Source organism: Stenotrophomonas sp. B1-1 (assembly GCF_010894375.1).
In the GTDB taxonomy this organism is placed as follows: Bacteria; Pseudomonadota; Gammaproteobacteria; order Xanthomonadales; family Xanthomonadaceae; genus Stenotrophomonas.
In genome coordinates, this window is record NZ_JAAIUZ010000013.1 from 249378 (window position 1) to 268323 (window position 18946).

Genomic DNA, 18946 nt, shown 5'->3' on the forward strand with positions numbered 1-18946 from the left:
TCTACGGAAAGCCGCCGGGCGTGCCCCGGCGAATCCTTATTTGTCGAAGCCCAGCAGCAGCGGGTCGTGGTCGGAACTGCGCCACGGGCCCTGCACGTTGCGGCCCTGGTAGCCGCTGGCGTCCTGTTCGTCGGCATTGCTGTGCCATTCGGCGGCACCGGCCAGGCGCTGGGCCATGCTGGCGCTCAGCAGCGCGTGGTCCAGGCGGCCGCTGTAGCCGTTGTAGACGTAGCTGTAGGGGTGCTCGACCTTGGCCACCTTGAACGCATCCTGCCAGCCCAGGTCGTGCATGGTGCGGATCGGGTCTTCCATCGCGTAGGCATTGAAGTCGCCCAGCAGCACGATGTCCTTCACCTTAAGGCGCGCGGCTTCGGCCTTCACCCACTGGTTGAGCTGGCGCGCCGATTCCACGCGGGTGGCGTTCCAGCAGCCCTGCCCGTCGTTCTGGTCGGCATCGGCACCGCTGGCATCGCGGCAGCCCTTCGACTTGAAGTGGTTGGCCACCACCATGAACGGTGCGCCCCTGCCCTGGAACGCCTGCGCCAGCGGCGCACGGCTGTGTTCGGCGAACGGGCCGTCGAGTTTGGTCAGCGGCTTGCCGAGCGGCTTGAACGCACCGCGCTTGTAGATGATGCCGACGCGGATCGGATTGGTGCCCGGGCCTTCGCCGGCGTCAACAAACGCCCAGTGCTGCGTGGCGGGCAGGCCGGCGTTGAGCGCGCCGACCAGTTCGGCGATGGCCGACTGCGGACCGTAGCCGTCGTTTTCCAGTTCCATCAGCGCGGCGATATCGGTATCGAGGGCGCTGATGGTGGCCACCAGCTTGGCCACCTGCGCCTTGTGTTCGTCCAGCGTGCGCGCGCCGCGCAGGGTCGGGAAGCCGCCGCCCTGGCCGTCGCCGTTGAAGAAGTTTTCCAGATTGAACGCCGCGATCTGCAGGCTGCCGGGCACCTTGGGCACGGCCGGGCGCTGCAGTTCCGGCAGCTGCAACGTGCCGTCCACCTGCAGGCGGGCACGGCCCTGCGCGTCCACGCGCACGGTGCCTTCCACGTTGCGCAGCTGCATGCCGGTGCGCAGCACCGGGTTGCCCGGCAGGTAGGCCACGCTGCCGGGGTCACGGGCGTCGCTGCCGTCGTCCAGCAGCAGGCGGCGGCGCTGGTTGTCGGCCATCACCTGTTCACTGCCAGCGGTACCCGGGGCGGCCACTTCGCTGGGCTGCCACAGGCGGCCATCGAAGGCCACGGTCAGCTCGCCGAAGCGTTCCAGGCCGTCGGTGCCGGCCAGAGTGAGCGGCGCGGCGATGCGCACGTGCTGGCCCTGCAGGGTGCGCCAGTCGGCCGGGGCCGCGGTAAGCACCACGGTGGCGCTGCTGCGCGGGGCCGGGCTGGTGGCCGGAGCCGGCGTGGCCTGCGGCTGGGCCTGGGCGAACGCAGCGGCCGGCAGCAACAGGGACAGAGCAAGGGCGAGGGAACGGCGGCGCATCGACTCACGACTCCATGAATTGAGGCGCACAGACTAACCCTGAAATGCGAAACCCCCGCGACGCGGGCGGTTTTGGCCTTGGCCGGCAAAGCCGCTGGGGGGCGCGACAGGGGAAACCGGGGCACCCGGCGGGTCCGCGGCGGTCCGGGGCTGTCCGGGGCGCTCGGGGCAACCGGCGGGTAGAGTCGACTGTCAGTCGACTATCGCGCGAAGCGCGGGCATTTCGGTGGCCCTGGGAAGAGCAGTCGACCAACGGTCGACTCTACCGGGCGTTTCGCCGTTCCCCCCATTCCCCATTCCCCGTTCGACCGTTCGCCTGTTCCCCCGTCCGGCGGTTATTTCAGGTTGCCCAGCATCCAGTCCACGGTGGCGTGGATCTGCTCTTCGGTCAGCGCCGGGTTGCCGCCCTTGGGCGGCATGATGCCGCCGTCCGGGCCGGTGTAGCCCTCGATGGCGTGCTTGTAGAGGGTGTCCTTGCCCTGTGCCAGGCGCTGGTCCCAATGCGCGTGGTCCAGGGTGGGAGCCTGGCCGACACCGGTGGTGTGGCAGGCGGTGCACAGGTTGTCGAAGATGACCTTGCCATCGGTGGTGCCGCCATAGGCCACCTGGGCGGCGGCCTTGGCCAGCGCGGCGGCCTTGGCCGCGGCCTGCGCGGCCGCGCCCGTGCTGCCGGCGTAGACCGCACCGGTGGGCGCGATGCGCTGCTCGGTGCGCTTGGCCGCCGTAGGCGACACTTCAGGCGGAATACGTGTATGGATGTACGCGGCCAGCAGGATCAGGCCAAGGGTGATGGCGGCCAACAGGGCGATCACCATGGAAAAGCGTTTCAGGAACTCCAGATCGTAATTCCGCACTCTTCGTTACCCCTGGCTGGTAGTCGTGGGACCACGGCTGAGCGACTGCGTGTAGGGGCGAGTATAGAACGCGCTTTGCGCGCGACAACAGGCGCCCGTGCTGGTGCGGCGCAACATGCGGCCGCACGCGGGTAGCGCCGGGCCATGCCCGGCGAACAGAAACCGTCGAGCAAGCTCGACGCTACGAAAGCGGGGCGCCGACGGCGCGCAGGCAGAAGCTGCAGATCGCGTCCACCAGCGCGTCTTCGTCGCGGTGTGCTTCGCGGCTGGGCGCGGTGGGGCCGACCATCGCTTCGGTGAACGCCCCCACCAGGCACGCGGCAGCAGCATGGGTGTCCTGCGCCGGCAGTTCGCCGCTGGCCACGCCTTCTTCCAGCAAGCGCAGGAACACATCGCCGAAGGCGCGGCGCCCGCGCATGCGCTCGGCCTCCACGTCCGGGTCCACCGGCTCGACGATGAAGGCATGGGCCAGCCCCGGCCCGGCCAGGGCGCGGCGCACGAAGGCGGTGATGGCCAGGCGCAGGCGCTCGCCCACCGGCCCCGGCGCGGCGGCAATGCGCTCCATGATCGCCACTTCATGGGCCACGGCCGCGTTCAGCACTTCCACGAACAGCTCGGCCTTGGAAGGGAAATGCCGGTAGATCAGCCCGGTGGACATGCCGGCCTGGGTGGCCACGGCGGTCACCGGGGCGTTGCGCCAGCCGCCAGCGGCCACCAGCGCACGGGTGGCCAGCAGGATCCGTTCACGGGCCCCGGCCAGGCGTTCTTCCATCAATGCAGAGCGTTTGTAGGCCATGTTCTGATTCTAGTTTCAATTTTTGAATTTGTGTTCACTTCTTCATCGAACCCCGCTACGCTGGGCCCGAATCGCCCGTGCGGGGCCTGCCTTCAACAGGCCCCGCTCCCCCTTCACGGGTGCGTCCATTCCCCACCTTCCCTCGTGGAGCCACCGCAATGCACGTGCCATCCCTGAACTTCGATCTTGGCGAAGAGATCGACCTGCTGCGCCAGAGCGTGGCCCATTTTGCCGCCGCCGAGGTCGCTCCGCTCGCTGCCGAGGCCGATGCCAGCAACCAGTTCCCGCTGGCGCTGTGGCCGAAGCTGGGCGAACAGGGCCTGCTGGGCCTGACCGTGGAAGAAGAATACGGCGGCACCGGCATGGGCTACCTGGCCCACGTGGTGGCGATGGAAGAGATCTCGCGCGCTTCGGGTGGCATCGGCCTGTCCTATGGCGCGCACTCCAACCTGTGCGTGAACCAGCTGCGCAAGAACGGCAGCGAGGAACAGAAGCAGCGCTTCCTGCCCGACCTGTGCAGCGGTGCCAAGGTGGGTGCGCTGGCGATGAGCGAGCCGGGCGCCGGTTCGGACGTGGTGTCGATGAAGCTGCGCGCAGACAAGCGCGGCGACCGCTACGTACTGAACGGCAACAAGATGTGGATCACCAACGGCCCCGACGCCGACGTGCTGGTGGTCTACGCCAAGACCGACATGGAGGCCGGTGCCAAGGGCATCACCGCCTTCCTGGTGGAAAAGGGCATGAAGGGCTTTTCCACCGCGCAGAAGCTGGACAAGCTGGGCATGCGCTCCTCGCCCACCTGCGAACTGGTGTTCCAGGACTGCGAAGTGCCCGAAGAAAACGTGCTGGGCGCCGTCGGCGGCGGCGTGCGCGTGCTGATGTCCGGCCTGGACTACGAGCGCGTGGTGTTGTCCGGCGGCCCGCTGGGCCTGATGGCCGCGGCCATGGACGTGGTGATGCCGTACGTGCACGAGCGCCACCAGTTCGGCGAGGCGATCGGCAGCTTCCAGCTGATCCAGGCCAAGATCGCCGACATGTACGTGGGCCTGGGCGCCTGCCGCGCCTACGTCTACGCGGTGGCGCGCGCCTGCGACCAGGGCCGCACCACCCGCCAGGACGCCGCCGGCGCCATTCTGTATGCCGCCGAAAAAGCCACCTGGCTGACCGGCCAGGCGATCCAGATCCTGGGCGGCAACGGCTACATCAACGAATACCCGACCGGCCGCCTGTGGCGCGACGCCAAGCTGTACGAAATCGGCGCCGGCACCTCGGAAATCCGCCGCATGCTGATCGGCCGCGAACTGTTCCAGCGCACCCTGTAAGGCCACTGCGATGACCGTATTGAACACCCAGCTGCAACCGGGCAGCGACACGTTTGAAAGCAACCGCGCGGCCATGCAGGCCGTGGTCGACGATCTGCACGCCACCCTGGCGCGCACTGCGCTGGGCGGCAGCGAGGCGGCACGTGCCAAGCACACCGCGCGCGGCAAGCTGCTGGTGCGCGACCGCATCGACGCCCTGCTCGACCCGGGCAGCGCCTTCCTGGAAATCGCGCCGCTGGCCGCGCACGGCATGTATGACGATGCGGTGCCCGCAGCGGGCGTGGTGGCCGGCATCGGCCGGGTAAGCGGCGTGGAGTGCGTGATCGTGGCCAACGATGCCACGGTGAAGGGCGGCACCTACTACCCGGTCACGGTGAAGAAGCACCTGCGCGCGCAGGAAGTGGCCGAACAGAACCGCCTGCCCTGCATCTACCTGGTCGATTCCGGCGGCGCCTTCCTGCCCCTGCAGGACGAGGTCTTCCCCGACCGCGATCATTTCGGCCGCATCTTCTACAACCAGGCCAACCTGTCGGCGCAGGGCATTCCGCAGATCGCCTGCGTGATGGGCAGCTGCACCGCCGGTGGTGCCTACGTGCCGGCCATGAGCGATGAAACGGTGATCGTGCGCGAACAGGGCACGATCTTCCTGGGCGGCCCACCGCTGGTGAAGGCCGCCACCGGCGAAGTGGTAACTGCCGAAGAGCTGGGCGGCGCCGATGTGCACACGCGCATTTCCGGCGTGGCCGACCACATGGCCGACAACGACCTGCAGGCACTGGCGCGGGTGCGCGCGATCATCGCCCAGCTGAACTGGCGCAAGCCGGAACCGGCGATGGCCGTGCAGGCACCCGAAGAGCCGCTGCTGCCGGCGCATGAGCTGTATGGCGTGATTCCCGCCGACACGCGCAAGCCCTACGACGTGCGCGAAGTGATCGCGCGCCTGGTGGACGGCTCGCGTTTTGATGAATTCAAGCCGCGCCATGGCGCGACCCTGGTCACCGGTTTTGCCCATCTGAACGGCTACCCGATCGGCATCATCGCCAACAACGGCATCCTGTTCTCCGAATCGGCCCTGAAAGGCGCGCACTTCATCGAACTGTGCACCCAGCGCAACATCCCGCTGGTGTTCCTGCAGAACATCACCGGCTTCATGGTCGGCCGCAAGTACGAACAGGGCGGCATCGCCAAGGACGGGGCCAAGCTGGTGATGGCCGTGGCCTGCGCCAAGGTGCCCAAGTTCACCGTGGTCATCGGCGGCTCGTTCGGCGCCGGCAACTACGGCATGTGCGGCCGCGCCTATTCGCCCAACTTCCTGTGGATGTGGCCCAACGCACGCATCGGCGTGATGGGCGGCGAGCAGGCCGCCAGCGTGCTGGCCACGGTGAAGCGCGATGGCATCGAGGCCAAGGGCGGCCAGTGGCCGGCCGAAGAAGAAGATGCATTCAAGGCGCCCATCCGCGAGCAGTTCGAACAGCAGGGCCACCCCTACTACGCCAGTGCCCGCCTGTGGGATGACGGCGTGATCGATCCGGTCGATACCCGCCGCGTACTGGCCCTGGCGCTGTCGGCCAGCCTGAACGCCGCCCCGCAGCAGACGCGCTTCGGCGTGTTCCGCATGTAACCCATGCCATGACCGAGCACGCTCCCATGAAGCCCGTTGCCATGTTCACCAAGATCCTGATCGCCAACCGTGGCGAAATCGCCTGCCGCGTGATTGCCACCTGCCGTCGCCTGGGCATCGCCACCGTGGCGGTGTATTCCGATGCCGACCGCACCGCGCGCCACGTGCGCCTGGCCGACGAAGCCGTGCATATCGGCCCGGCCGCCGCCCGCGACAGCTACCTGCGCGCCGACGTGCTGCTGGACGCGGCGCGGCGCACGGGTGCGCAGGCCATCCATCCCGGTTATGGCTTCCTGTCCGAGAATGCGGACTTCGCCGATGCGTGTGCCGCTGCGGGCATCACCTTCATTGGGCCGCCGGCCAGCGCCATCCGCGCGATGGGTGACAAGAGCGCGGCCAAGGCGCTGATGGCCCAGGCCGGCGTACCGCTGACCCCGGGCTACCACGGCGACCAGCAGGCACCGGCCTTCCTGCGCGAACAGGCCGATGCCATCGGCTACCCGGTACTGATCAAGGCCAGCGCCGGCGGCGGTGGCAAGGGCATGCGCAAGGTTGAACGCAGCGACGATTTCGTCGATGCGCTGGCCAGCTGCCAGCGCGAGGCGGCATCGGCTTTCGGCAACGACCATGTGCTGGTCGAAAAGTATGTCGAGCGCCCGCGCCACATCGAGATCCAGGTGTTCGGCGATTCCCACGGTGATGCGGTCTACCTGTTCGAGCGCGACTGCTCGGTGCAGCGCCGCCACCAGAAGGTGCTGGAAGAAGCACCGGCGCCGGGCATGAGCGCCGAGCGCCGCGCGGCCATGGGCAAGGCGGCCGTCGATGCCGCGCGCGCGGTGGGCTACGTGGGCGCCGGCACGGTGGAGTTCATTGCCGGTCCGGATGGCGATTTCTACTTCATGGAAATGAACACCCGCCTGCAGGTGGAACATCCGGTGACCGAGTTCATCACCGGCACCGATCTGGTGGAGTGGCAGCTGCGTGTTGCGGCTGGCCAGCCGATGCCGCTGCGCCAGGAGCAATTGGCCATCCACGGCCACGCCATCGAAGCGCGGCTGTATGCCGAAGATGCCGACCGCGGCTTCCTGCCGTCCACCGGCACCCTGCGCCGCCTGCGACTGCCGACGCCGTCGGCGAACGTGCGCGTGGATACCGGCGTAGAGGAAGGCGACAGCATCACCCCGTACTACGACCCGATGATTGCCAAGCTGATCGTCTGGGACGTGGACCGCGATGCCGCGCTGCGCCGCATGAGCCAGGCCCTGGCCGACTGCCAGGTGGTGGGCGTGACCACCAATGCCGGCTTCCTGCGCCGGCTGGTGAACACCGATTCGTTTGCCAACGCGAAGCTGGATACCGCGCTGATCGAACGCGAGCAGACCGCACTGAATGCAGTGGGCGATGCCGATGACGATCTGTGGCAGCTGGCGGCCGTCGCGGCCGTGGCCAGCGCCGCGCGTGCCGGCAGCGATGCACGCGATCCGCATTCGCCCTGGCAGGCGCAGGACGGCTGGCGCCTGGGTACCGCCGCAGCGCGCGTGCTGCCGCTGCAGCAGGGCGAGCGCACGCGCACGCTGAAGGTGTGGGCGCAGGCCGACGGCTGGCGCGTGCAGTGCGATGACGCGGCGCCGGCAACGCTGATCGGCACCGCCGATGCACAGCAGCTGACGTTGCAGGTAGGTGGCCGGCGCCGGGCGGCGCAGCTGCTGCGCGACGGCGGCCAGCTGTTCCTGTTCGATGCAGCGGGCCAGCACCGCTTCACCCTGCACGATCCGGTTGCCGAATCGGACACCGCCAGCGCCGACGCCGGCAGCCTGCTGGCACCGATGCCGGGCAGGATCGTGGCCACCCTGGTCCAGGCCGGCACCCAGGTGAAGCGCGGCACGCCGCTGGTCGTGCTGGAGGCCATGAAGATGGAGCACACCCTGCAGGCACCGGCCGATGGCACGGTGAAGGGGTACCGCGCCAAGGCGGGCGACCAGGTGGGGGATGGCGCGGTGCTGGTGGATTTCGAGGCGGGTTGACGGTTTCAGGTTCCCGGCTGCCAGACCTGGCGGCCGGGATCGAACTCACTGGTTGTCATCAGCTCACTGCGCCAGCCAATCCCACAGATGGCCATGGGGCTCTGCTGCATCGGATCCAGCTCGAGTACCTGCTCGATATCATGCTCATTGATCGCGGCGGTGACGAAGGCGCCCAGCCGGGCCTCGGTCGCACACGAAAGCAGCAGCTGCGAGGCGTGACCAACGTCGAGAATCACCGCACGGTAGGCCTTCGGATGCTGGCGATACTTCCAGAAGGTACGCGCAAAGCGTGGTGCAAGAATCACCTGAACATGGGCATCGGCAAACCACTGCTGCCCGGCAACAAACCGCCGGGCCAACGCAGCGGGATCGTCAACCAGCCCAGCAACGGGGCTGAGGCTGTGGTCGATGGGATGGTAGCGGTACAGGCCGGGCTCCAGGCCCAGGACGGACTGGACCAGCAGGAAGGCGTCGGTGGGATGCAATCCCCCCGCAGAGGGCACGTTCTTCTTCAGGAAGATCGCGTCATCACCTTCGCGCTGCTCTCCATGACTGGCGAACACCCGCCATAGCAGCTGTGAGAGCGTGGCAAGGTCGAGCAGGCGTGTGCGATCAAAGTTGCGGCAGGTAGCGCGCTGTTTGAGCCAGGCATCGAAGGGCACTTCATCAGGCACCACCAGATCGATGGCGCGCTCTCCAAGCTCGGCACATGCCGGCGGTGGCGGACCCAGTTGCCTGCACAGGCCCGCTGCCGTCTCCAGTCCCGCTTCGCGCAGTGCTGTCACACTGTCCTGGTTCTGCCAGCGCGCGAGCCGATGCATGACCGCCGCAGGCGTCCACCAGGAGGTGGCTGAGAAGGCTCGCTCGGCCTCCTGCCACGCGAGATCCTCATCGCCATCGGCGAACACGAGGCCGGCTTGGCACAGACGCGCGATGACGCCACGCGAAAACTGCGGACCGTCTTCCGTCCATTGCTCAGCGGGCATCCGCCCCAATGCCAGCAGCATGTCCTCGTCCAGCACGACCGCTGCGTCCAGATGCGGAGCAACGGCAACCCACTGCGTGCTGCTGACGACCGAGGTTCCGCCCGCCAGCAGGTCGGCCACAGCGTAATGTTCGACCGTGCGCAGTTCGATCATGAGCTGCTGGCAGCGGCGGAAGCGGGGTACGGGCATGGCGGTGGTCCGGGAAGTCGACAGAGAGGTTTTCGGCCGCAGCAGCTGGAACTGTCGGCTCAAGCCATCGCGGCCGCCGCCGCTACCTGCACTGGCATCATGCAACTGCCATCGCGCTTTTTCCCAGAACCAGAGGCCGTAGAATGACCCCCGATCTTCCCCTGCTCTCCCCCGAGCAAGCGCTGCAGCTGCTCGACCTGCTGTCCAGCGACGACGCGTTCCGAGCTGTTTTCCATGAAACCCCGGCCAAGGCGCTGGGCGCGATTGCACCCGATGTCGCCGAGGCATGCAAGGATTGCAGCACCCAGGGCCCACTGGCCAGCAAGGAGGAGTTTGCCCAGGCGCGCGACCGCTTGGTGGAACGCCTCACCGCCGATGCAGTGTTCCGCGTGCCCCACTGCTTCGTCAGTGGCGAGATTGACGCGCAGCTGCGGCACCCGCCGGCACCGTAAGGGATGCGTTCTGCTGCGCCAAGGCCCAGGTGCGGGCCTGGCGCAGTTCGCTGGTGTTGACCAGCTGCATCACGTAGGACCCCGCACTTTCCGCATAGGCACGGCCTGCATTGGCCAGCAGCCACTGGCGTGCTTCCGGCTCGCCCGGGTCGTGCTCGGCCGCCAGTGCTTGCCAGCGCACAACGCGCGCCTGGAACAGTTCAGTACCATCCAACAGAGGCTGCAGACGGGCAAGGGCTTCTGCCGCATGCCCCTGCAGGCGGTCGGCGTTGGCCTCGACCAAGGTCACCATCTGCCGACTTCGCAGGTCGCCGACCGAATCGGACAGTTCCTTCAGGGCAGGCAATAGATCGCCTGCCACCTGTGAATGGTCTGCGCGCTGCGCGCCATAGGCCGCCGCTGCGGCCAGAAACATCCATTCGGCGCGATCCTGTCCCTTGGTCGCCTTGACGCGGGCCAGCAGTCCGCGAGTGACGCGATCAAAAGCCGAAGCGTCCGCTGGACGACCGCTTTCGGTAGCCAGCAGCAGCGCCTGGAGTTCGAACATCTGGCAGGCCAGCACGCTTTCTCCGCAGGCCTTCAGCGCGCGCTTGTTGGCGGCGGCGGCACGCGCGGTGTCGCCGGCATCGACTGCCACGGCAACGCCTTCCAAGCCGTTGCCAAACCCCCGATCGGGTTCGCCGTCGATCATTCGCTGTGCACCGGCGAGGTCACCTGACGCTGCCGTGGCCGCAACGAGGTGGCGGTTGCTGGTCCATCGCCCCAACCTGGCGGATACGCGGTAGCTTTCCAATGCACCAGCATAGTTGTTCTGGGCAAGCTGCGCGCGGCCGACATCCTGCCATGCGATGGACTGCAGGGGATTGGCGGCAACGGTGGCCTTCCTGGCCGACGCTTCGGATTCGGGATAGCGCCCCAGGGTCTGCATGGCCCAGGCGTAGTTCGCGTGGGCACCGTGATAATCCGGATACAGATCAGCCAGCAGCTTCCATTTGGCGGACACCTCCTCGAGGCGGCCATCTTCCAGCTCGGTACGCCATGCATCCAGATACAGGCGATCACGGCCGGGAAGGCGGGCACGGATGCCACCGGCACGGTTCAGCATGCGCCGGGCGTTGTCCAGATCACCGCGGGCGACATAGACCCGCATCTGCCCCAGATAAGCGAAGGCGAACAGGGGATCGAAGCGCGATGCCTGCTCGAAGAAGCGCAGCGCTTCGTTGTAATGACCATCGCCGTAGGCCTGCAGGCCTATCGCGTAGGCGTGCAGTGCATCCAGATCACTGGTGGCCACCTGCGGCAGCGGCAGCGACGTCTGCGAAACCTGCTTCATGGCCTCGCCCAGCTCGTTGCGCAGGGCCACCGTAACCGCATCAGTGGAGGCAAACAGCGATTCCATCCCCCGCTGCTCGGCATGCGTGGTCCACACCACCTTGCCGGTGGTGGGATCGATCAGCTGCGCGGTCACCCGCAAGCGACCATGCAGCTCTTCCACACGCGGCACCACGACCGCACGTGCGCCTTCACGCAGCGCGACTTCCACTGCAGCCTGCGTGTCCAGCAGGCCACGTTCCTGGCGCATCCGCTCCAACGTGTCCTGCACCTTGATGTTGCTGAGCACATTGACGTACCGGGACTGCTCCAGGCTGATGCGGAAGGCCTGTTCGAAGCCATCGTCCAGCAACATATTGCCGGACAGGTTCTGTACGTCCGCCAGTACGATCCATTCGCGTTCGGCGAAAGCGATGGCAGGCGCGGGTCGCAACAGCGACCAGCCGATGAGAGCCAACACCAGCGCCGCTACGGCATTCATCGCCATAGGCAGGGGTCTGCGCCACCACGCAATCGAGCGGCGCGCCTTGCCGTGGCTGCGAGGCCTGCGGAATTCGGCCTCACCCGGCACGCCGACCTCGAACACTTCCTGTTCACTGGCGATGCCCTTGAAGCGCCAGCGACCATGTGATTTCCACTGAAGACTCTGTCCTCGGCTGCCCAGCTCGCCGGCGCTGCGCCGGACCGTCGACTCGGCCGACGCCGATACCAGGATCTGCCCAGGGCGGGCCAGCTGCATGAGCCGCGCGGCCATGGGCTTGGCCAGCCCCTCGACCTCGACCGGCTTGGCACCGTGGGCCACGGCCTCGGCACTGTTGTTCCAGAGGATGACTTCGCCCACGTTCAAGCCCGCGCGGGCACGGAGGCTGACATTGCGCGCGGTGCCAAGCACGGCCAGTTCACTCTGGTAGTCAAGTGCGAACCCCAGTGCGTCGATCGGGCGTTCGAACAGCAGGAACAGGCCATCGGACCGATCGATCAGGCGTCCGTTCCAGGTCTGCTGAAGCCGCAGCACCAAGCGGTCATGGTCCTGGAAAAGTTCTGCGGCTGCACTGTCACCTATACGTTCAACCAGGGTAAGTGAGTCGCAGAGATCGGTGAAGAGCAACGCGCGCAGCTGCGGGCTGTGCGGGGTCGACGTTCCGGTGTCGCCGTTCATCACCTGGGTCTCCGCTCATTGTACGTCCGGGCCGTGGGCCCATCGCAGGCAGTTTCCGCCGGCGCGCTTTGCTTCGTAAAGCGCCCGATCGGCACCGGCATACCACTCGCTCCAGTCGGCCTCAGGTACCAGCATGCTTACGCCAATGCTGGCCAGGCTGACGTGCGGGGTGCCGTGGCCGCGTTCCAGCAGGCCGTGCACGGCGCTGAGGATGAACTCGGCGGCATGCTGGGCGGCCTCGCGGTCGGCGCGGCGCAGGATCAGGCAGAACTCATCGCCGCCCAGGCGGCAGGCCAGATCGTGCTCGCCGGCCATTGAACGCAGGATGTTGCCCATGCTCTGCAGCACCCGGTCGCCGGCCTGGTGGCCATGGCGGTCGTTGATCTGCTTGAAGTGGTCGCAGTCGATCAGCAGCAACGCCTGCGGCGGGCCGTCGGGGTGCGCGCGCGATTCCTTCAGGTACAGGGTCAGGCCGCGGCGGTTGTGCAGTCCGGTCAGTTCATCGGTACGCACCAGCTCGCGCGTATGGGTGAGCTGGTGGGTGGTGATGTACAGGTTGTCCAGCGCGGTTTCCAGGTCGTGGTTGCGCCGCCGCAGCTGGCTGATCAGCGCCTGTTCGTTGGCCAGCACGCGCATGATCGTGCGGCGCAGGAACTGCGCCACCAGGCCGGGATCGGCATCGACCAGGCGCTGGAAGGCATCCGGGCCCAGTTCCAGCACCGTGCAGTCGCTCATCGCGCGGGCGCCGGCGCTGCGGGCGTGGTTGCCCATCAGCAGGCCCAGTTCGCCGAAGAACTCGTGGCGGCCCAGGGTCTTCACCAGCAGGTCTTCGCCGAAGTCCAGTTCAATCTGGCCTTCCAGGATGACGTACATGCTCTGGCCGGGGTGCCCGCGCAGGAACAACCACTGGCCGGCCGGCAGCGGGCGCGGCTGGGCAAACTGCGCGAACAGGGCCACTTCAGCGTCGGAAAGCACGGCATGCGTCATCCCGGCCATCGCCGCTGTGGCGATACCGGATGTCATGTCTGATGTCTCGGCTGAACCCCTGCCGGTCATTCCCTGCCGCCAGCGTCCCCTGGTGAGCAGCGGAGCATAGCACCGCTTGAAACTGTGCGCCGCTTCTCATTTTGCGTCAAATCGCCGCAGATCCCGGTGGGTTGCCCCGCGCAGCGCCTATTCAGCTGACGCAGTGCTCAGTTCGCTTACAACAACGCCGGCAGGTCCCCCGACCTGCCGGCGTCGTCTGGCCCTTCCCTGGCCACCCTGATCGGGGGTCGTAGGCCGGTGTCGGCCGGATTACGTCAGTCGAGCAAGCTCGACTCTACGGACCGGGGCCGGCGGGATTCGGCTCAGGCCGCGCGTTCGCTGCGCCCGCCGTGGAACTGTTCTTCCTCGGTCGAGCCGGTCAGCGCGGTGGTCGAGGACTGCCCCTGCTGGATCGCCTGGGTCACCGCATCGAAATACCCAGTGCCCACTTCGCGCTGGTGCTTCACGGCGGTGAAACCACGCTCGGCGGCTTCGAATTCGGCCTCCTGCAGTTCAACGAAGGCGCTCATCTGGCGGCGCGCATAGCCGTGGGCCAGGTTGAACATGCCGTAGTTCAGCGCGTGGAAGCCGGCCAGGGTGATGAACTGGAACTTGTAGCCATAGCTGCCCAGCTCGCGCTGGAACTTGGCGATGGTCGCGTCATCCAGGTTCTTCTTCCAGTTGAAGCTGGGCGAGCAGTTGTAGGCCAGCAGCTTGCCGGGGAACTTCGCGTGGATCGCTTCGGCGAATTTCCGTGCGAATTCCAGGTCCGGCTTGCCGGTCTCGCACCACACCAGATCAGCGTAGGGGGCGTAGGCCAGGCCGCGGCTGATCGCCTGGTCCAGACCGTTGCGGGTCTTGTAGAAGCCTTCCACGGTGCGCTCGCCGGTGGTGAACGGGCGGTCGTTGGCATCGATGTCGCTGGTCAGCAGATCGGCCGCTTCGGCATCGGTGCGCGCCACCAGCAGGGTCGGCACGCCCAGCACGTCGGCGGCCAGGCGCGCGGCGTTGAGCTTCTCGATCGCCTCGCGGGTCGGCACCAGCACCTTGCCGCCCATGTGCCCGCACTTCTTCACCGACGCCAGCTGGTCTTCGAAGTGCACGCCCGCCGCACCGGCTTCAATCATCGCCTTCATCAGCTCGAAGGCATTGAGCACGCCGCCGAAACCGGCCTCGGCGTCGGCCACGATGGGCTGCAGGAAATCGATCTCGTCCTTGCCTTCGGCATGGTGCAACTGGTCGGCGCGCAGCAGGGTGTTGTTGATGCGCTTGACCACCGCCGGCACCGAATCGGCCGGGTACAGCGACTGGTCCGGGTACATCTGCCCGGCCAGGTTGGCATCGGCGGCCACCTGCCAGCCCGACAGATAGATCGCCTTCAGCCCGGCCTTGACCTGCTGCATGGCCTGGTTGCCGGTCAGCGCGCCCAGCGCATTGACGAACTCACGCTCGTGCAGCGACGCCCACAGCTTTTCCGCGCCCAGCCGGGCCAGCGAATGCTCGATATGGACCGTGCCGCGCAGGCGCACCACGTCGGCGGCGCTGTAGTTGCGCTGGATGCCTTCCCAGCGCGGGTGGGTGTCCCAGTCGTGCTGGATCTGTTCGGCAGTGGGCAGCGTGCTCATGTCTTTCTCCAGTTCGGTTCGTGCAGCGGGTGCAGCGGGGAAGGAAGCGGCGTGGGATGGCGTGCAGCGGTCAGTCGATGCGCGCGTAGGCCGGCAGGGTCAGGAAATCGGTCAGGTCGTTGCTGCGGCTCAGTTCGCCCAGCAGGGTGATGGCTTCGGCAATGCGGCTGCCGCCGGGCAGCGCACTGGTGTCGCCCAGTCGTGCCGGCAGCTGCGCCAGGGTGGTGTCGAGCAGGCCCAGGTCGATGGCGGTGCCATCGTCCAGCTGCTGCCCCGGCGTGTGCAGCCACTGCCACAACTGGCTGCGGCTGATCTCGGCGGTAGCCGCGTCTTCCATCAGGTGGTGGATCGGCACGCAGCCGTTGCCGTCCAGCCAGGCGGCCAGGTAGCGCACGCAGACTTCCACGTTGCCCTCGAAACCGGCGCGGGTGATGCTGCCCAGCGGCCGTGCAATCAGCTCATCACGGCCCACGCGCACGTCCTGGCGCAGCACGCTGTGCTGGTTCGGGCCCGGCATGTGTTCGTCGAAGATTGCCTGCGCCACCGGAATCAGCGCCGGGTGCGCGACCCAGGTGCCATCGTGGCCGGCGCTGACTTCGCGCAGCTTGTCGGCGCGCACGCGGGCCATGGCCTGCTCGTTGGCCGCGGCATCGTGGTTGATCGGAATCTGTGCGGCCATGCCACCCATCGCATGCGCACCGCGGCGGTGGCAGGTCTGGATCAGCAGTTCCGAATAGGCCTTCAGGAACGGCTGGGTCATGGTCACCTGGCCACGCTCGGGCAGCACCCGGTCGGCGTGGCGGCGGAAGGTCTTCAGGTAGGAGAAGATGTAATCCCAGCGGCCGCAGTTCAGGCCGACGATGCGGTCACGCAGCGCGTGCAGGATCTCGTCCATCTCGAACACGGCCGGCAGCGTTTCGATCAGCACGGTCACCTTGATCTGCCCGTGCGGCACGCCCAGCATCCCTTCGATGTGCGACAGCGCGGTTTCCCACAGCGCGGCCTCTTCCATGCTCTGCAGCTTGGGCAGGTAGAAGTACGGGCCGCGATCCTTGGCCTGCAGCGCGCGGGCGTTGTGGAAGGCGAACACGGCCGCGTCGAACAGGCCACCGGCCAGCGGCTGGCCGTCCACGGCCACGTGCTTTTCGTCCAGGTGCCAGCCGCGCGGGCGCACGATCAGCACCGCCTGTTCCTCAAAGGGGCGCAGGGTGTAGTGCTTGCCATTGGCGGCGGTGAATTGCAGATCGCCACGCACGGCGGCAGCCAGCGACTGCTGCCCGGCCAGCAGGTTGCGCCAGGTGGGCGAGGTGGAATCCTCGAAGTCGGCCATGAACACCTTGGCGCCGGAGTTCAGCGCATTGATGACCATCTTCGGGTCGGTCGGGCCGGTGATTTCCACGCGGCGGTCCTGCAGCGCGGCCGGCAGCGGGGCCACGGTCCAGTCGCCGCTGCGGATCGCGGCGGTGTCAGCGCGGAAATCCGGCAGGCCGCCCTGATCGAAGAACGCCTGGCGCTCACGACGGGCCTGCAGCCGCGCCTGCCGACCCGGTTCCACCGCGCGGTGCAGCGACACCAGCAGGGCCAGCAGCGGCGCCGGCAGCACGGTGTCCTGGCCGGCCACGCGGGTCGCCAGGGCGATGCCGGGGGTGGCCTTGGCCGGGGTGGAGGGAACGGCGGAAGCGACGGCGGACATGGGGCAACTCCAGCGGTGGGGGAAGGCCCCCAAAGTGCCGCCGCGCCCCAGTATTTGGCAAAACAGTTTTTGCAATGCTCTACATAAAACGTGCTAATACTTGTGACGCCATGCCCACACGCAGCCCGCCAAGTCCGCGTTTTTCCTACAAATCCGACCGGCTGAAGCCGTTGCGCGCGTTCTGCCAGACGGTGCGCCTGGGCTCGGTCTCACGGGCAGCTGAGGCGCTGTTCGTCAGCCAGCCGGCCATCAGCCTGCAGTTGCAGGCGCTGGAACGCGAGCTGGGAGTGCCGCTGTTCGAGCGCAGCGGGCGGCGCCTGGTGCCCAGCCGCGAGGGCCAGCTGCTGTACGAGATGGCGCAGCCGCTGGTGGAAAGCCTGGACGGGCTGGAAGCGCGCTTCCGCGACAAGGTGCGCGGGCTGGATGCGGGCGAACTGAACATCGCCGCCAACAGTTCCACCATCCTGTACCTGCTGCCGAAGATCGTCGAACGCTTCCGCCAGCACCATCCCGATGTGCGCCTGACCCTGCACAACGCGATCAGCGCCGACGGCACCGACCTGCTGCGCGAGGATGCGGCCGACCTGGCCATCGGTTCGATGACCGACGTGCCGGCCGACCTGACCTATGCCCCGGCCTACCGTTTCGAGCAGGTGCTGATTGCCCCGCACGACCATCCGCTGGCCAGCGGCGGCGAGCTGGAACTGGCCGACATCGCGCGCTACCCCTTGGTGCTGCCACCGAAGCGGCAGATCACCTACCGGCTGGTGGACCAGGTCTTCCAGCGCCACCGCATTGCGTACACCGTTGCGCTGGAAGTGGGCGGTTGGGAAGTGATCAAGCAGTACGTGGCGATGGGCATGGGCATTTCCATCGTGCCGGCGCTGTGCCTGCACGAAAGCGACGGCGAACGGCTGGCGGCGCGGTCGATGAAACGCTGGTTCCCGGAGCGCAGCTACGGGGTGATCGTGCGCCGGGGCAAGGCGCTGTCGGCGCAGGCGCGGGCGTTCATCGACCTGGTGCAGCCGGAGTTGTTCAGCCCGCGCGATTACGACCAGAGCGGGCATTCAGAGCGGTAGGTTCGGCTCTTGGTAGGTGTCGACCTTGGTCGACACGGTAGATCCACGCCATGCGTGGATGCGCTTGACCTACCGGGGTCAGAGCCCGCCGCTGCACGACGGGATCTGACCCCCTGTATAGACTGAGCCCATGTCCATCGAACTTCGCCATCTGCGTTACTTCCTGGCCGTTGCCGATACGCTGCACTTCGGCCAGGCGGCCGAGCGGCTGGGCATGTCACAGCCGCCACTCAGCCAGCAGATCCGGCAGCTGGAAGAACTGATCGGGGCACGCCTGTTCGTGCGCAGCCATCGCCGGGTGCAGCTGACCCCTGCTGGCGAGCTGCTGCAGGAGCGCGCGCGGGCCATCGTGCTGCAGGTGGAAAGCGCGGTGGAGGAGGTGCAGCGTGCGCAGCGCGGCGAGCAGGGAGAACTGCATATCGGCCTGACCCGGGCCACCCCGCTGTCGCCGCAGATTCCACGTTCGATCCTGCACTACCGCCAGCAGTACCCGCAGGTGCGGCTGCAGCTGAGCGAGATGAACACCCTGCAACAGATCGATGCGCTGCTGGACGGCAGCCTGGACGTGGGCATCATCCGCAAGCGCACCTTGCCGCCGGAGCTGGTGGCGCACAGCCTGTTCGTCGATCCGTTGGCGCTGATCGTGCATGCCGACCACCCTGCCCTGCGCCGGCTGTCAGCCAGCGGCGCGCTGTCGCTGCGCGATTTCGCCCAGGAGCCCTTCGTGGCGTTCCGCCGCAGCGCCGGTGCCGGTATCCACGACCACATGATCGCGCTGTGCGCGGCGGCGGGGTTCACCCCGCGCATCGTGCAGGAGGCGGGCGAAGCATCCACCCTGATCAGCCTGGCCGCCGCGGGCCTCGGTGCGGCGATCCTGCCGGCGTCGTGCGATCACATCCGCGTGGAAGGCGCGCGATTCGTGGCGCTGGCCGACGCCGGTGCGCATTCGGAAGTGCAGCTGGCGTGGCGCCGCGAAGGAGTGACGCCGTTGATCCGCAATTTCGCCGGCTTGCTGCGTGGCGCATTCGCGGCGGAATGACCGCGGGCACCTTGTAGTGGTAGTGGCCAACCTTGGTTGGCCCGCGCCAGAGTGCCGACCAAGGTCGGCACCTACCAGAGCGGACGCACGCGGAACCCGCCGGGAGTTCAGGCGGTCACCGGCTGCGGGGTTGATCCGCAATTTCGCCGGCTTGCTGCGTGGGGCATTCGCGGCGTAATGAGCGCGGCACCTTGTAGTGGTAGTGGCCAACCTTGGTTGGCCCGCGCCAGAGTGCCGACCAAGGTCGGCACCTACCAGAGCGGACGC

14 protein-coding genes are annotated in these 18946 nt (G+C 67.5%); 6 read left to right on the top strand and 8 right to left on the bottom strand.

The genetic code is table 11. The features are described from left to right. Positions 1-36: 36 nt before the first annotated feature. The 3 genes from G4G00_RS12765 to G4G00_RS12775 all read right to left on the bottom strand — a co-directional run bounded on the left by G4G00_RS12765 (position 37) and on the right by G4G00_RS12775 (position 3132). Positions 37-1482, bottom strand: coding sequence for an ExeM/NucH family extracellular endonuclease (locus G4G00_RS12765; RefSeq protein ID WP_164274118.1), 1446 nt, complete (start codon positions 1480-1482; stop codon positions 37-39). 335 nt (positions 1483-1817) lie between these two features. Then, a complete protein-coding gene (locus G4G00_RS12770; RefSeq protein WP_108755108.1) occupies positions 1818-2336 on the bottom strand; it encodes a c-type cytochrome in 519 nt (172 codons plus the stop codon). A 181-nt stretch (positions 2337-2517) separates the two neighbouring features. Next, positions 2518-3132 carry a TetR/AcrR family transcriptional regulator gene (locus G4G00_RS12775; RefSeq protein ID WP_164274120.1) on the bottom strand — a complete coding sequence of 205 codons (615 nt, stop codon included), beginning with the start codon at positions 3130-3132 and terminating at the stop codon, positions 2518-2520. Positions 3133-3290: 158 nt separating this feature from the next. Here G4G00_RS12775 and G4G00_RS12780 point away from each other — a divergent pair, with 158 nt between their 5' ends. Genes G4G00_RS12780 through G4G00_RS12790 form a run of 3 tightly spaced genes read left to right on the top strand, consistent with a single transcriptional unit; the run spans position 3291 to position 8099 of the window. Beyond that, entirely contained in the window at positions 3291-4454 is a 1164-nt protein-coding gene (locus G4G00_RS12780; protein WP_108770897.1) for an isovaleryl-CoA dehydrogenase, read from the top strand. Between the two features lie 10 nt (positions 4455-4464). Then, the gene (locus G4G00_RS12785) at positions 4465-6075 is read left to right on the top strand and encodes a carboxyl transferase domain-containing protein (protein ID WP_164274123.1); all 1611 of its coding nucleotides are present in this window, start codon (positions 4465-4467) and stop codon (positions 6073-6075) included. Between the two features lie 41 nt (positions 6076-6116). Beyond that, on the top strand, positions 6117-8099 hold the full coding sequence (locus tag G4G00_RS12790; RefSeq protein ID WP_164274126.1) for an acetyl/propionyl/methylcrotonyl-CoA carboxylase subunit alpha: 1983 nt from the start codon (positions 6117-6119) through the stop codon (positions 8097-8099). Between the two features lie 5 nt (positions 8100-8104). Here the strand turns inward: G4G00_RS12790 and G4G00_RS12795 are convergent, their stop codons facing one another. Next, entirely contained in the window at positions 8105-9274 is a 1170-nt protein-coding gene (locus tag G4G00_RS12795; protein ID WP_164274129.1) for a putative peptide maturation dehydrogenase, read from the bottom strand. A gap of 143 nt (positions 9275-9417) precedes the next feature. Here G4G00_RS12795 and G4G00_RS12800 point away from each other — a divergent pair, with 143 nt between their 5' ends. Then, the gene (locus G4G00_RS12800) at positions 9418-9726 is read left to right on the top strand and encodes an NHLP-related RiPP peptide (RefSeq protein ID WP_108751829.1); all 309 of its coding nucleotides are present in this window, start codon (positions 9418-9420) and stop codon (positions 9724-9726) included. Here G4G00_RS12800 and G4G00_RS12805 read toward each other — a convergent pair. The 4 genes from G4G00_RS12805 to aceB all read right to left on the bottom strand — a co-directional run bounded on the left by G4G00_RS12805 (position 9680) and on the right by aceB (position 16561). Further along, entirely contained in the window at positions 9680-12217 is a 2538-nt protein-coding gene (locus G4G00_RS12805; protein ID WP_164274132.1) for a putative peptide modification system cyclase, read from the bottom strand. The genes G4G00_RS12800 and G4G00_RS12805 overlap by 47 nt on opposite strands. Positions 12218-12232: 15 nt before the next feature. Continuing rightward, positions 12233-13273 (bottom strand): GGDEF domain-containing protein, encoded by a 1041-nt coding sequence (locus G4G00_RS12810; RefSeq protein WP_108751827.1) that lies wholly within the window; start codon positions 13271-13273, stop codon positions 12233-12235. Between the two features lie 293 nt (positions 13274-13566). Further along, a complete protein-coding gene (aceA, locus tag G4G00_RS12815; protein WP_108748104.1) occupies positions 13567-14868 on the bottom strand; it encodes an isocitrate lyase in 1302 nt (433 codons plus the stop codon). 70 nt (positions 14869-14938) lie between these two features. After that, positions 14939-16561, bottom strand: coding sequence for a malate synthase A (gene aceB, locus G4G00_RS12820; protein WP_164274135.1), 1623 nt, complete (start codon positions 16559-16561; stop codon positions 14939-14941). Positions 16562-16671: 110 nt separating this feature from the next. Here aceB and G4G00_RS12825 point away from each other — a divergent pair, with 110 nt between their 5' ends. Next, complete coding sequence (locus G4G00_RS12825; RefSeq protein ID WP_164274138.1) at positions 16672-17640, top strand: LysR family transcriptional regulator; 969 nt, start codon at positions 16672-16674, stop codon at positions 17638-17640. Between the two features lie 130 nt (positions 17641-17770). Beyond that, the gene (locus tag G4G00_RS12830; protein WP_108751825.1) at positions 17771-18679 is read left to right on the top strand and encodes a LysR family transcriptional regulator; all 909 of its coding nucleotides are present in this window, start codon (positions 17771-17773) and stop codon (positions 18677-18679) included. Positions 18680-18946: the final 267 nt, after the last annotated feature.